This window comes from Salegentibacter holothuriorum (assembly GCF_900168045.1).
GTDB lineage: Bacteria > Bacteroidota > Bacteroidia > Flavobacteriales > Flavobacteriaceae > Salegentibacter > Salegentibacter holothuriorum.
This window is the reverse complement of the sequence record NZ_FUYY01000003.1, coordinates 255,897-269,790: the sequence shown is the minus strand read 5'-3', so window position 1 is coordinate 269,790 and position 13,894 is coordinate 255,897. Positions and strand designations below refer to the sequence as shown.

Below are 13,894 nucleotides of genomic sequence, written 5' to 3'. Positions count from 1 at the left end.
GTTTTCTTTTTTACTTTTGGCCTATGTTAGCGCTCAATTTTCCAAAATACTCGTTCCGGTTCAAAAATAGTGAAAATAAAATAGCCGTTTTTGATGAACTCCGGAAAAAATTTGTGGTTTTAACTCCCGAAGAATGGGTAAGACAACACGTAGTGAAGTTCCTAACTTTAGATAAAAAATATCCTAAAAACCATATTAATGTTGAAAAGCAACTTAAACTGGGAAAGCTTACCAAACGCTATGACGCCGTAGTTTTTTATCCTGATGGAAAAATAAAAGTGGTAGTAGAATGCAAAGCACCGCATATAAAAATAACCCAGGAAGTTTTTGACCAGATCGCCAGATATAATTTGAGTTTAAAAGCCGATTATTTAATGCTCACTAACGGCCTGCAGCATTACTTCTGCAAATTGGATTACAAAGAAGAGAAATATCATTTCCTACCCGAAATTCCTGATTATTTAACTGCGGAAAAAACCAAACAATAATGAAAACAGCTGTAGTAATTTTAAACTGGAATGGGCGCGATTTATTAGAACAGTTTCTGCCTTCGGTAATTCGTTTTTCTGAGGAAGCCAATATTTATGTGGCCGATAATGCTTCTACCGATGATTCTGTAGAATTTGTACAGGAAAATTTTCCGCAGGTAAAAATTATTCAGAATAAAGAGAACGGCGGATTTGCCAAAGGTTATAACGATGCACTTTCTGGCTTAACCGAAGAGATTTTTGTTTTGCTAAATAGCGATGTAGAAGTAACCAGGGATTGGCTGAAACCAATTATAGAAATTTTTAAAAATCAACCCGAAACAGCTGCAGTTCAACCTAAAATTCTCGATTTTAAAAGGAGAAACTACTTTGAATATGCCGGGGCTGCCGGCGGCTATATGGATAAATATGGATACCCCTTTTGCCGCGGTAGAATTTTTGAAACTTTAGAAGAAGACCATGGGCAGTATAATGACGATGTTCCAATTTTTTGGGCAAGTGGAGCCTGTTTAATTATTAGAAAAAACGTTTATTGGGAAGCCGGTGCATTAGATGAAGATTTTTTTGCACACCAGGAAGAAATAGATTTATGCTGGCGTATCCATAATTTAGGCTATCAAATAAAATTTTGCGGGAATTCTAGCGTTTACCACGTGGGTGGCGCTACTTTAGATAGTATGAATCCCAGGAAAACTTTTTTCAATTTTAGAAATAGCTTATATATGCTTTTAAAGAATGCACCGGCACCAAATGTTTATGGTATTTTATTTATAAGAATGGTCCTTGATGGGGTGGCGGGAATCAAATTTATTGCCGAAGGTAAATTTTCTCATTTATATGCTATTCTCCAGGCTCATACTGCATTTTACAGCAACTTTAAAAAAATTAAATTAAAGCGAAAAAGCCTTCTAAAAAACATCCAATATTTCCAGTTAAAATCTATTATTTGGTCTTATTTTTGTTTAAGTAGAAAAGAATTTTCTAAATTAAAATAAAAGGATTCAAACTTATGCTAAAGCTTCTTTTCCCGCTTTACATTTTTTTGATACTTTTGAAACATCTAACATTAATAACAATTACAAGATTATGAAACGAATTATGCTTTTATCGGCTACTGCCGTTCTTTTGTTCTCCTCTTGCGTATCTAACAAAAAATATGCAGAGCTTGAAGAAAAACAAAAACAAACTCAGGATGAATTAAACACTGCTACGATTAAGCTAAATGCGTGTTTAGAAGACAAACAAGACCTTAACCAACAAATTTCAAGACTTAACAATACCAATGCGGCATTGCTTAACAACGTTGGTGATCTTGCTACCCTTTCTAAGAAAGAAGCTGAGAACCTTGAACGCTCTTTAGAAAGCATCAAAGAAAAAGATTTGGCTATCCAATCTATGCGTGATGCAATTAGCAAAAAAGACTCAGTAACTTTAGCTCTTGTAACAAGCTTGAAAGGTGCCCTGGGTAACATAAATGATGAAGACATTGAAATTAATGTTGAGAAAGGTGTAGTTTACGTTTCTATTTCAGATAAACTTCTATTTGATAGTGGTAGATACAATGTAACCAACCGTGCTAAAGAAGTACTTGGTAAAGTTGCTACTGTAGTTAAAAACAAGCCAGACATCGAGTTTATGGTAGAAGGTCATACTGACGATCAGTCTATTAAAACTTCAATGTTTGAAGACAACTGGGATCTTAGTGTAAAAAGAGCTACTTCTGTAGTTAGAATTCTTCAGGACGAGTTTGGTGTAGAGCCAGCAAGAATGACTGCCGCTGGTAGAAGTTACTACGTTCCTGTTGCTACAAATGAAACTGCTGAAGGCCGTGCTAAAAACAGAAGAACAAGAATTGTAGTTCTTCCTAAATTAGACCAATTTTACGGAATGATTGAAGAAGGAATGAAGTCTGCTAAATAAGCCGAACTACATTCTAATTATTATAAGAAAACCCCGCTTTTGCGGGGTTTTTTACTTGCTAATAAAAAGACCTATTACTTCTTTAAAAAGCGCAATAAGATCTCATTAAATTCTTTTTTATGCGTCATTATCAATCCATGTGGTGCGCCTTCAATTACTTCAAAAGTATTATCCTTAACCAGGTCTTTACTTTTCTTCCCAGAAATAGCTATTGGTACAATTTCATCATCATCTCCATGAACTATTAACGTTGGCACATCAAACTGTTTTAGGTCTTCTCTAAAATCTGTTAATCCAAAAGAATCTACACAATCCAGTGTTGCTTTTGATGAAGCTTTGCAGGCAATACTCCAATCGTAATGTTTCTGATCTTTACTTATACGATCTTTGTTTTTATCATAATTGTAAAACTTATCACCAAATCCGGCTAAGAAACCTGCGCGGTCTTTTCGAATCTCCTCTTTAAATCCTTCAAAAACTTCTTTCTCAAGCCCATCAGGATTATCATTGGTTTTCAGCATAAATGGTGGCACCGCAGAGATCAATGCAGCTTTAGATATATTAGCGGTTCCATATTTCCCTATAAAACGGGCAACTTCTCCTCCACCCATAGAGAAACCTACAATTATGGTGTTTGAGAGACCAAGTGCAGTTATAACATCGTTTAAGTCTGAAGCTAAAGTATCATAATCGTAGCCTTCCCAGGGTTTATCACTATCACCAAACCCGCGGCGATCATAACTTATACATCTAAACCCGGCATCTACGATTTTCTCTACCTGGTATTCCCACATTTTGTGACTTAAAGGCCAGCCGTGAATTAATATAACCGGTTGCCCTTCGCCATAATCTTCGTAAAATAGTTTTATCTTATTACCGTTTTCTTCGTTTTTAGTTTCAATATAATTCATTGCTTATTTTTTTATTAAGTTATGGAGTATATGGCGCTATAAAAAAACAAAGCCTGCATTTAGCAGGCTTTTAACGTGTTATCAAAAATTTTATTTAAAACTACAAATTTTCGGTACTACCTTTCCCTTCTCTTATCACTTCTGGTTGGGAAGTAGTTAGATCTACAACTGTAGAGGGAATATTATCTCCATAACCTCCATCAATAACAATATCTACTAAATGGTCCCACTTCTCTTTTATCAATTCGGGGTCTGTAGTGTATTCCAGTACCTCATCTTCATCGTAAATTGAAGTAGAAACAATAGGATTCCCTAAAGTAGCAACTATACTTTTGCAAATAGCATTATCTGGCACTCTAATCCCCACCGTTTTCTTCTTTTTAAACACATTTGGCAGGTTATTGTTCCCGGGAAGAATAAATGTAAAAGGACCTGGAAGATTTCTCTTAAGCACCTTAAAGGTGGCAGAATCTATTTGCTTCACATAGTCTGAAAGATTGCTTAAATCTTCACAAACAAATGAAAAATTAGCCTTTTCAAGTTTCACCCCTTTAATTTGAGCAATTTTTTCTAATGCCGTGGTGTTGGTAATATCACAACCTAAACCATAGACGGTATCTGTTGGGTAAATAATAAGTCCGCCATTTCTTAAAGTCTCTACTACTTTATTAATATGTTTCTGACTTGGATTTTCATCATAAATTCTAAGTAATTCGGCCATAGTTATAAATTTTAATGCTCGAGAATTTACAAATTTTCGAACAAATAGTTTTTAAATTAGTTTAATTAATCTGATTTAGAAACCTCACTTTCCAGCTTCAGCACTTTACTACCATCTTCCTGTTCTATAAAAAGTGCCTTATTGCCTTCTTCCCCTTTTCGGGTGATTTCGCTTCCATCTATGGTTTTTGTAACTTCTTTAGCATAAGTTTTGGTTACTTTCCCTTTTGCTTCTCCATTACCCCATTTCCAACGGACATTACTACCTTCCTTAATCATATTTTTTTATTTTGAAGATAAAAAGAAAGCCGCTTGGAGCGGCTTTATATAACAGAAGTTTAACGAGTATATTAGCTACCGTCGTAATCTTGAGCATCTATAATCCTGAATCATTTTAGTGAGAACAATCTGGAAAAAAAGGATAATATGGTAGTATTTGGGAAGCTTGCGTCTATAGAATTTATGAAGCAACATTTCTTCAACTAAAAATTAAAAAAGATTTAATCTTTAAATGAAACGGCTATCCTATTCACGTAAGAAATAACCGCACCAAAGGAGGCTATCCCACAAAATATAAGCAAGGAAGCCAAAAGTTTACCACTATTGGTCACAGGATAATAATCCCCATAACCAACGGTAGTAATGGTTACAAAGCTCCACCAGAGTGCATCTTCGGCAGTTTTTATATTTCCTACATCCTGCTCTAAATATAAAACCGCAGTTGTAGTAAACACTAAGGTAGTAAAGGCGGTAAAAACAATAAATCCATACAGGGATGTTGCTTTATTCCTCCTAATAAAAGCAATAAGCAGGCGGGTAGATTTTATTATTCTAAGTACTCTAAAGACCCTAAAAACCCTAATAAACCTAAATTCATTTACAACAGGGATAGAAGAAAGCAAATCTAACCAACCTATGGTATAGAAATATTTCCATTTATTCTCTGCTCTAGAGAGTTGTGTAAAAAAATCTATTAAAAAAATAAAGCACAGAATAAAATCGAAATAACTTATCAACTGATAAATCTCAGATTCGGGTGAAATAAAAAAAGTAAGCGATAACAGAAAAATGCTAAAAATTGAAAGCAGGCTTATTATAATATTGGAAACACTCATAAGCTAGCTAAGCATTTTCAGTTTAGCAAACCTTAATAGTAACTTTTTAATTCCTCCATTCTCAAAATCTATTTCAGCTTTTTTATCCTGGCCAACACCATCTATGGCCAGTACTTTTCCTTTTCCAAACCGCATATGCTCCACTACATTACCGGCCTCCAGTTTAATTCCATTTGTAGCCTTTTCAGGCTCGGGGCTGGCGGGTTTCAATTTCCGAAGCTTTCTTAATTGAGACTCGCTTGGTTTATGTGCCGGTGGCGGAGTTCCTTTTTTAGGTTTGCTTTGGCGTAATTTACTTTTATCAATATCATCACCAAAAATATCGGTATCAATAAGTGGTTTGTATTTATAATCATCCTGCGGAATCAAATAATCCATATACTGCTCGTCTACCTCTTCAATAAACCTACTGGGCTCTGCATCTACAAGTTTTCCCCAGCGATATCTGGATTGCGTATAAGTTAGATAAGCCTGTTTTTCGGCTCTCGTAAGTGCTACATAGAATAAGCGACGTTCTTCTTCCAGTTCGCTTCGGGTATTCATACTCATTCCTGAAGGAAAAAGATCTTCTTCTAACCCAACAATATATACATAAGGGAATTCCAAACCTTTTGCCAGGTGAATGGTCATTAAAGCAACCCGATCATCATCACCGGTATCTTTATCCATATCTGTAGCAAGTGCTACATCTTCCAGGAATTCTGCCAGAGAACCATCAGCATCTGCCAGTTCTTTTTGCCCTTCCACAAAATCTTTGATCCCGTTTAATAATTCTTCAATATTTTCTATACGCGCAATCCCTTCCGGGGTACCATCCTTCTTTAATTCCTGAACCAAACCGGTTTTTTTGGTCACGGTATCGGCCACGGTAAACGCATCGGCATTTTCAGCAAGAATCGTGAAGCTTTTTATCATGTTCACGAAATTATCAAGCTTGGTACGCGTACTCTTATTGATCTTTAAATCAAGATGATCTATATTCTCAATAATTTCAAAAATGGTCTTGCCATATTGATTTCCCGCAATGCTCAATTTATCCATTGTAGTTTGCCCAATTCCACGGGCAGGATAATTGATTATTCGCTTAAGTGCTTCCTCGTCTTTGGGATTTATAAGAAGTCGTAAATAAGACAACACATCTTTAATCTCTTTTCGCTGGTAAAATGAAAGTCCGCCGTAAATTCTATACGGAATTTCCTTTTTCCTGAGTGCATCCTCCATCGCCCTACTTTGAGCGTTGGTACGATAAAGAATAGCAAAATCACCATTACTCATTTGGTTTTGCATTCTATTTTCAAAAATAGAACCCGCAACAAAACGGCCTTCTTCCCCATCGGTAAGCAGACGATTTACTACAATTTTTGGCCCTTCATCATTGGCCGTCCAAACTACCTTTTCAAGCTTGGTTTTATTCTTTTCAATTATTGAGTTGGCTGCATTTACAATGTTTTTGGTAGAACGGTAATTTTGCTCCAGCCTATACATTTGCACATTCTCGTAATCTTTCTGGAAATTCAGAATATTATTAATATTCGCTCCGCGGAAAGCATAAATACTCTGCGCATCATCTCCCACCACACATATATTTTGAAACTTATCGGAAAGTGCTTTTACAATCAAATATTGGGAATGGTTTGTATCCTGATACTCGTCTACCAAAATATATCTGAAACGGTTTTGATATTTCTGCAGTACTTCAGGAAATCTATTTAAAAGCTCGTTTGTTTTCAGCAATAAATCATCAAAGTCCATCGCACCGGCTTTAAAGCAACGCTCTACATACTCCTGGTAGATTTCACCCAAACGTGGTTTTTTAGACATCGCATCAGCTTCCTTCAATTCCGGGTTCTGGAAATAAGCCTTTACGGTTATTAAACTGTTTTTATAGGAAGAAATTCTGCTATAAACCTGCTTGTATTTATATACGTCTTTATCCAGACGCATATCTTTTATAATAGCTCTAATTACACTTTGCGAATCTTGAGTGTCATAAATAGTGAAGTTTGAAGGGTAGCCCAATTTATCGGCTTCAAAGCGCAGAATCTTAGCAAAAATAGAATGGAAAGTTCCCATCCAAAGATTTTTTGCTTCGCTATTACCAACAATTTTAGCAATACGGGTTTTCATTTCCCGTGCAGCTTTATTGGTAAAAGTTAAAGACAAAATATTAAAAGGATCTACACCAAGGCTCATCAAGTAAGCAATACGGTAGGTAAGCACCCGGGTTTTTCCAGATCCTGCTCCTGCAATCACAATCATAGCACCATCCTTTTGCAATACAGGTGCGCGTTGTGCGTCATTTAATTCGGCTAAATAAGCTTCCAATCTCTTCAGTTTTTTAAATGCGTGAAATTAACCAAAATGAGACAATTTATAAACCCGAAAGCTACTTTGTTTTAAACAAACTAAGATTGGTGGGGAGCAATTGTCTAAGTTTTTAATATCTTTAAAATTCTGCAAAACGGCTTCAGCACTAAATAAAACTTATGGAAATAATTATTCTCAGCCTGCTTGGGCTTTTCAGTTTTACTTTAGCGGTTCAGGAAATTGAGCCGCAGACTAATACTTCGGCAGAAAAAATAAAAGAATAGAGATAAAAACGATGTCTCAATTAACAATAGATTATTTAAACAAATAAGCATGGAAAATATTTTAAGCTTTTTAAGTGCAATCCCGTGGTGGGGCTGGGTTCTTATTTTTTTCGCTATAATAGCAATTAGGGATATATTTTTTAATCGGGAACATACTATTAAGCATAACTTTCCTGTTATAGGGCACTTTAGATATATTCTTGAAGGAATTGGGCCCGAGTTAAGACAATATATTGTGGCCAGTAATCGCGATGAATTACCTTTTAACCGTAGCGAGCGTGGTTGGATCTATGCTTCAGCAAAAAATGAAAACAATTATGAAGGCTTTGGTACAGATCAGGATATATTTTCTACCCACTATATCTTTATTAATAATGCCATGCTACCCTTAAAACTTAAAGAGGATCATCCAAACAACCTGGATCCGGGTTTTATTGCATGTGCCAAGGTTATGGGAGAATTCAATAATAGAAAAAGACCCTTTAGGCCGGCCTCTATCATTAATGTTTCGGCAATGAGTTTTGGCTCCTTATCGGCTAGAGCTATTGCATCACTAAACGAGGGCTGTAAAGAAGCAGGCGCATATCATAATACTGGTGAAGGCGGGCTCTCCCCTTATCACCAAAAAGGAGCTGATGTAGTATTTCATTTTGGAACCGGTTATTTTGGAGTTAGAGATAATGATGGTAATTTTTCTATGGAGAAAATGGTGGAGTTAGTGAATGAAAACAAACAGATTCGTGCCATAGAAATTAAATTGTCACAGGGAGCTAAACCCGGGAAGGGTGGTGTTTTACCCGCTTCAAAAATTACTAAAGAAATAGCAGAAATAAGAAATGTACCAATTGGTAAAGATGTGTTGTCACCACCAAGCCATTCTGCTTTTAACGATATGCCTGAATTGGTAGATTTTATTGAAGAAATAGCAGAAGCCACAGGACTTCCCGTAGGCATAAAATCGGCAGTAGGAAAACTCGATCAATGGAAAGAATTGGCTTCTATTATGGCCCAAACAAAGAGAGGTCCCGATTTTATTACTATAGATGGCGGCGAAGGAGGCACCGGGGCTGCTCCGCCAAGTTTTGCTGATCACGTTTCCCTGCCGTGGATTTATGCTTTCACAGATGTTTACCAGGTCTTTTTAAACCACGGAATTACGGATAGGATCGTTTTTATTGGTAGTGGAAAACTTGGTTTCCCTGGACAGGCGGCTATGGCTTTTGCCCTTGGCGCAGATTGTATAAATGTAGCCCGGGAAGCGATGATGAGTATTGGCTGCATCCAGGCGCAATCCTGCCACAACAACACCTGCCCCACCGGTGTAGCAACCCAAAATAAATGGCTACAAGCAGGTATAAATATTAAGGAAAAATCCAGGCGTGTCAACTTTTATTTTACAAAGTTTAGGAAAGAATTATTAGAAATGACACATGCTTGCGGTTACGAACATCCCTGTCAATTTACTATGGATGATGTAGAAATAAATCTTAGTGATCAAAACCTGGCAAAAAGCCTGGCAGGTACTTTTTCGTATCATAAAGAAAAAGTACCTTTCGAGGGTGTTCATATTCACAAAAACGATCCCAATTTGGGAGCTATATATAAAAGAAAAGAAGTAATTACAAAAGAGGCGGAAACAGAGAAAACTACGCCCCATAATAAAAATCAATGAATCAAATAGAACTCTCACAAATCTTATTAGCCATTCTTCCAGCCTTGATAGTTGGAATAGTAGCATTTTATTTTTTCAGTTCATATAATAAAAATGAACAAAACAGAAGGAATTTCCTATTACACCGAGAAACACAAAAAACAGCACTCCCTCTTAAATTACAGGCTTATGAACGGATGACGCTATTTTTAGAAAGAATTTCTCCCGGAAAACTTTTATTTAGAATAAAACCTAATTCTAATGATAAAGAAGCCTACGAGCGATTATTGATTAATACTATTGAACAGGAATTTGAGCACAATCTTGCCCAGCAAATCTATCTTTCTACGGAGACCTGGGATTATATAAAGACGGCGAAAAATGCCACAATAGGCATTATTAGAAAAGCGAATCAACAGGAAAGTGTAACCGACGCGGATAAACTAAGAGAAATAATCCTAAAAAACCTTATGGAAAAACAATCCCCGACCGAAGCTGCGCTCGCTTATCTAAAAAATGAAGTAAAACGCTTTATTTAAAACAAGCCGAAAAAACCTTTTCTTTTGGTAGCCAGGTATTGCAAATGCTTTTCTTTAGCGTGATCGTAACCTTGCTGCCACCATTCTCCCATTAACTTCTTATTAAATACCAGAGAGTTTTCAGTTAGCTTGGTGGGGGTATAATAAGTATTTAATTTCACTTTCTTATTTAAAGCGGCAAGTTTTCCCTCTACGATATCGTGATATTCTACCTGGTCTAACAGAAAACCAAAAAGGTTGATCATTAAAGAAAAAGGGTTTTTACCCAAAACCTTGTTGTATTCCATGTTTTCGGCTTCCAGGATAATAGCGTCAACTTCTGTAGCTCCACGCTTTATTGCTTCCCGAATTGGAACTACACAGCCCAGGCCGCCATCGGCATATTCAAAGCCATTCTTTTTGGCCAAACTCATAAACGGAATGTAATTACAACTTATCCAGATCCAATCACAAAAATCGTCGTAAGTGAAGTCGTTAATCGATTTATATTCTACGCGATTTTTAGACAAATTAGAAACCGTTACCACTACATCTTCCACCTGGCTTTTAAGCTCATTGAAATTTTCTTCAGAAAAATTACGTTTTATATGCTTTCTAAGATTTAGACTTTCTCCAAATGTTCTTTTTTTCCGAACAAACTGCCAGAACATATTAAAATAATTAATCGTCACATACTCCCTACCTTCTTTTCGCTTTACCACAAAAGGATTTACATTAAAGATTTTGCGCTGGTTTACATTGGTGTACATTTCGTAAACCTTATCAATATTCCCCATAGCAAGATGCGGAATTAATAAACTTCCGGTAGAAGTGCCCAGAAATAAATCGTACTTCTTGCCTTCTTCCTGAATTAAATATTGAGCAACGCCGCCTGCAAAAGCGCCTTTACTGCCCCCGCCCGATATTACCAGTGCACGCATTAAGGTTCAATTTGGTTTATTTCCTCGCTTTTTTCTTTGGCATAAGTATAGCCAGTTTTCCACCAGGTTTTCATTTGTTTCTCATCAAAAATAAGGGAATTGGTAGTTAATACCGTAGGTGTGTAGTAAAAATTTATGGTCGCATTTTTATTTGCTGCCGCAAATTTTCCAATTTGAATATTTTGTTTTTCTATTCTATCCAACATAAACCGAAACAAATTAGTAATGAGTCCAAACACGTTTTTGGAGGGCATTCTATTATAAAAAGTGGCTTCGGTTTGTAGAATAACTGCATCTATATGCGTTGCTCCTCTTTTAATAGCCTCTTCTATGGGTACCATAGTCCCCAAACCACCATCGGCGTATTCGCAACCGTCTTTTTGCACCAGGCTCATAAAAGGAGTATAATTACAGGAAATCCAAATCCATTCACAGAATTCTTCATATTCAAAATCCTTAATAGATTTATACTCCACCATATTTAGCGAAATATTAGAAACAGTAACTACAATATCCTTTTTACTGGATTTTAAACTTAAAAACTCCTCTTTGGTTAAGGTATTAGCAATGAGTTTTTTCAAGTTTTTACTTTCACCAAAAGTTTTCTTCCCCTGAATAAAATTACGGATCACGCTAAAATGATTAATACTTATCTGATCATAACCGTGACGCTTTTTAATAAGAAAAGGACGATTATTAAAAATACTGTCCTGGTTTACCGAAGTATAAATATCCTTTATCTTCTCGCATTTATTTAAAGCCAGGTGAGAAATTAGTAAGCTCCCGGTGGAAGTTCCCAAATAAAGATCGTAATCCCGTTTTAATTCTTCAATTAAATATTGGGCAACACCGCCGGCAAAAGCGCCTTTGCTTCCTCCTCCAGATATTACCAATGCCCGCATTAATTAAAGTTTAGTTTCCAAATAATCCAGCTCTTTTTGAGAAAGACGATCATCTAAAGCTAAGAATTTTTGTCGATATTCCTCTTTCTTTATCAAAGCAGCCAGCAATTGCCTGCTATAGTCTCTAAACCTATAAGTATGATGCTGTGTTCCCTGCAATAGATCCAGCAAATTCTGAGTAGTAAAGCTATTTATTTGGTATAAATAACCAAAAGCGTTTTCCCTTATTTCTATTGGATAGTAGGTTGCCGTATACCCTGAAAGTTCCTGGTAAGCTTCCTGTTGTTTTTCAGGCTCATAACCTGGTGTAATAAGGTTTAAGGTTAACCAGAGCATTCGCACGTTTTTATTAGTAAAACCGGTGATTCCCCTAGTTTTATCTAAATAAGTCGAAACTTCCTTCGGAAAATTCATCCATAATTTTAGTAACGCTACTTCCTTTGTAAGGTAGGATTCATCGTCCAACAAAGACTCAAAATCGCTTTTAAGTTGCTTCGGAATTCTCTGTATACTACTAGCAATAGCCTGCCGAACATAAACATTATTGGTTTCAAATGCTTTTTTATAAAGGTATAGGGCTGTTTCTGAATTTTCATCTGCCAATTGATAAACCACTTCCTGACCGGTATAATCACTTACCGGAAAATCTAAAGCTGCACTTAATAAAGCTTCTTTTTTCTCCAGCGGAGTTTCTCTTAGGGCAAGGATTTCTAAATGCTTCTTTATAAATTCAGAATTCTTTAAAGAATTTAGGGCCGCAAACCCTTGAAAGGCGGTTTGGTTTAACCACTTCGCCATAAAATCGGACAAATCTACATTCGCAGCTGCTTCAACTTCGGCTATAAAATTACTGGTAGTGGCTGTTTTAAATTTATATCGTTCCAGGTAATTCTTTACTGCTGTGTTAAAAGCTTCTTTGCCTACTTTTTCTCTCAAAATATGCAAAGCCCAGGCTCCTTTTTGATAATAGGTAAGCGAGCTTGCCCTGGGTTTGGTTACAGCTTCGCCTTTACCCTGATCGCTTAATTCCTTTAATTGCTCGGCAGATTGGTAGAGCTTCCAGTAATAATAATCGTCTCCAAAAATTTCCCGTTCTGCCAATAAAGCGTAAAAAGTGGCAAAACCTTCGTGTAACCAATGATCGTTTGCGGTTTCTGCGGTCACCAAATTTCCAAACCATTGGTGAGCCATTTCGTGTGCATTTACGCTTACATAATTTCGATCTTTAAAAGCTATAGAATCAGTAATAAAAGCATGGTCAAAGATAGTCGCGCTAGTATTTTCCATCCCGGAATACAGAAAATCACGTACTGGTGCCTGTTTATAGTTTTGCCATGGATACGCAACACCGATTTCACTTTCCAGGAAATTAAAAATCTGTTTGGTATGACGATAAGTAGGCTCTAATTTACTTTCCTCTGAAACCGGCATATAATATTGTAAAGTAACTCCTGAAGAAGATTCGGTTTCCTCCATTAAATAATTTCCCGCAGCAAAAGCCAGCAAATAGCTACTCATAGGCCGCTGCATGTCAAAACTCCATTTTTTTAGAGAATCGGTTATAGAAGTCGCAGTGAGTTCTCCATTCGCCATCACTTCCAGCCTTTGGGGAAATTGATACGAAACATCGAACTCAACTTTTTCCCGCTGATCGTCAAAAGAAGGCAACCAATTGGAAGTGTATCTTCCCTGCCCTTGTGTCCAGACTTGTTTAGGTGCATTTATAGAATCGGCAATCTCCCAGTTGACAAAATAAACGGCTTGCTTTGGTGCTACTGAATATTTAAGTTGAAGTGAATTGTTTTCCGAAGGTGATAATTCATTCTTTATCCAAATGCGCTGCCCGGTGTTTCTGGGTTTTACGGGCTCGTCGTTCAGCAGAACCTCATCAAAGTTCATATTCCTGGCATCTACGTAAAACGAATCGATACTTTTTAGCGTTTCAAAACTATATTTTATGGTACCTGAAACGCGCTTTTCCTTTGGAAGAACCCGGATTTCAGCTTCCGCTTTTTTAAAATCTATACTATTAATTTGATTTAGCGAATCTGCTATGGGTGTCTGGCTATAAGCATTCCAACAGAAACAAAAAAAGAGGGTGATAAGGGGATATTTCATAATAAAAATCTACCCTTGC

General features: G+C 36.6%; 13 protein-coding genes. 5 read left to right on the top strand and 8 right to left on the bottom strand.

Annotation, left to right across the window (positions count from 1 at the left end; translation table 11 throughout):
• Positions 1-23: 23 nt before the first annotated feature.
• From B5X51_RS09740 to B5X51_RS09730, 3 genes are all read left to right on the top strand, one after another.
• Positions 24-488, top strand: coding sequence for a type I restriction enzyme HsdR N-terminal domain-containing protein (locus B5X51_RS09740; RefSeq protein WP_079721126.1), 465 nt, complete (start codon positions 24-26; stop codon positions 486-488).
• Positions 488-1,483 carry a glycosyltransferase family 2 protein gene (locus tag B5X51_RS09735; RefSeq protein WP_079720986.1) on the top strand — a complete coding sequence of 332 codons (996 nt, stop codon included), beginning with the start codon at positions 488-490 and terminating at the stop codon, positions 1,481-1,483. Before B5X51_RS09740 ends, B5X51_RS09735 begins: the two co-directional genes overlap by 1 nt.
• A gap of 91 nt (positions 1,484-1,574) precedes the next feature.
• Positions 1,575-2,408 carry an OmpA/MotB family protein gene (locus tag B5X51_RS09730; protein WP_079720985.1) on the top strand — a complete coding sequence of 278 codons (834 nt, stop codon included), beginning with the start codon at positions 1,575-1,577 and terminating at the stop codon, positions 2,406-2,408.
• 74 nt (positions 2,409-2,482) lie between these two features.
• Here B5X51_RS09730 and B5X51_RS09725 read toward each other — a convergent pair whose 3' ends face one another.
• From B5X51_RS09725 to B5X51_RS09705, 5 genes are all read right to left on the bottom strand, one after another.
• Positions 2,483-3,319, bottom strand: a complete 837-nt coding sequence (locus B5X51_RS09725; protein ID WP_079720984.1) for an alpha/beta fold hydrolase — start codon at positions 3,317-3,319, stop codon at positions 2,483-2,485.
• Between the two features lie 100 nt (positions 3,320-3,419).
• Positions 3,420-4,040 carry an L-threonylcarbamoyladenylate synthase gene (locus B5X51_RS09720; RefSeq protein ID WP_079720983.1) on the bottom strand — a complete coding sequence of 207 codons (621 nt, stop codon included), beginning with the start codon at positions 4,038-4,040 and terminating at the stop codon, positions 3,420-3,422.
• Between the two features lie 65 nt (positions 4,041-4,105).
• Positions 4,106-4,318 carry a hypervirulence associated TUDOR domain-containing protein gene (locus B5X51_RS09715; protein WP_079720982.1) on the bottom strand — a complete coding sequence of 71 codons (213 nt, stop codon included), beginning with the start codon at positions 4,316-4,318 and terminating at the stop codon, positions 4,106-4,108.
• A 221-nt stretch (positions 4,319-4,539) separates the two neighbouring features.
• Complete coding sequence (locus B5X51_RS09710) at positions 4,540-5,154, bottom strand: potassium channel family protein (RefSeq protein ID WP_079720981.1); 615 nt, start codon at positions 5,152-5,154, stop codon at positions 4,540-4,542.
• A 3-nt stretch (positions 5,155-5,157) separates the two neighbouring features.
• Positions 5,158-7,479 (bottom strand): ATP-dependent helicase, encoded by a 2,322-nt coding sequence (locus tag B5X51_RS09705; protein ID WP_079720980.1) that lies wholly within the window; start codon positions 7,477-7,479, stop codon positions 5,158-5,160.
• 315 nt (positions 7,480-7,794) lie between these two features.
• On the opposite strand from B5X51_RS09705, the gene B5X51_RS09700 reads away from it, so the two are divergent.
• Together B5X51_RS09700 and B5X51_RS09695 are read left to right on the top strand one after the other, a co-directional pair.
• On the top strand, positions 7,795-9,417 hold the full coding sequence (locus B5X51_RS09700) for an FMN-binding glutamate synthase family protein (protein WP_079720979.1): 1,623 nt from the start codon (positions 7,795-7,797) through the stop codon (positions 9,415-9,417).
• The gene (locus tag B5X51_RS09695) at positions 9,414-9,935 is read left to right on the top strand and encodes a DUF7935 family protein (RefSeq protein ID WP_079720978.1); all 522 of its coding nucleotides are present in this window, start codon (positions 9,414-9,416) and stop codon (positions 9,933-9,935) included. Before B5X51_RS09700 ends, B5X51_RS09695 begins: the two co-directional genes overlap by 4 nt.
• Here the strand turns inward: B5X51_RS09695 and B5X51_RS09690 are convergent.
• From B5X51_RS09690 to B5X51_RS09680, 3 genes are read right to left on the bottom strand one after another with little or no spacing between them, the layout of a single operon-like run.
• Complete coding sequence (locus B5X51_RS09690) at positions 9,932-10,855, bottom strand: patatin-like phospholipase family protein (protein ID WP_079720977.1); 924 nt, start codon at positions 10,853-10,855, stop codon at positions 9,932-9,934. The genes B5X51_RS09695 and B5X51_RS09690 overlap by 4 nt on opposite strands.
• Positions 10,855-11,757 carry a patatin-like phospholipase family protein gene (locus tag B5X51_RS09685; protein ID WP_079720976.1) on the bottom strand — a complete coding sequence of 301 codons (903 nt, stop codon included), beginning with the start codon at positions 11,755-11,757 and terminating at the stop codon, positions 10,855-10,857. Before B5X51_RS09685 ends, B5X51_RS09690 begins: the two co-directional genes overlap by 1 nt.
• 3 nt (positions 11,758-11,760) lie before the next feature.
• Positions 11,761-13,875: a M1 family metallopeptidase gene (locus tag B5X51_RS09680; RefSeq protein ID WP_079720975.1), complete on the bottom strand. Its 2,115-nt coding sequence runs from the start codon at positions 13,873-13,875 to the stop codon at positions 11,761-11,763.
• Positions 13,876-13,894 lie beyond the last annotated feature (19 nt).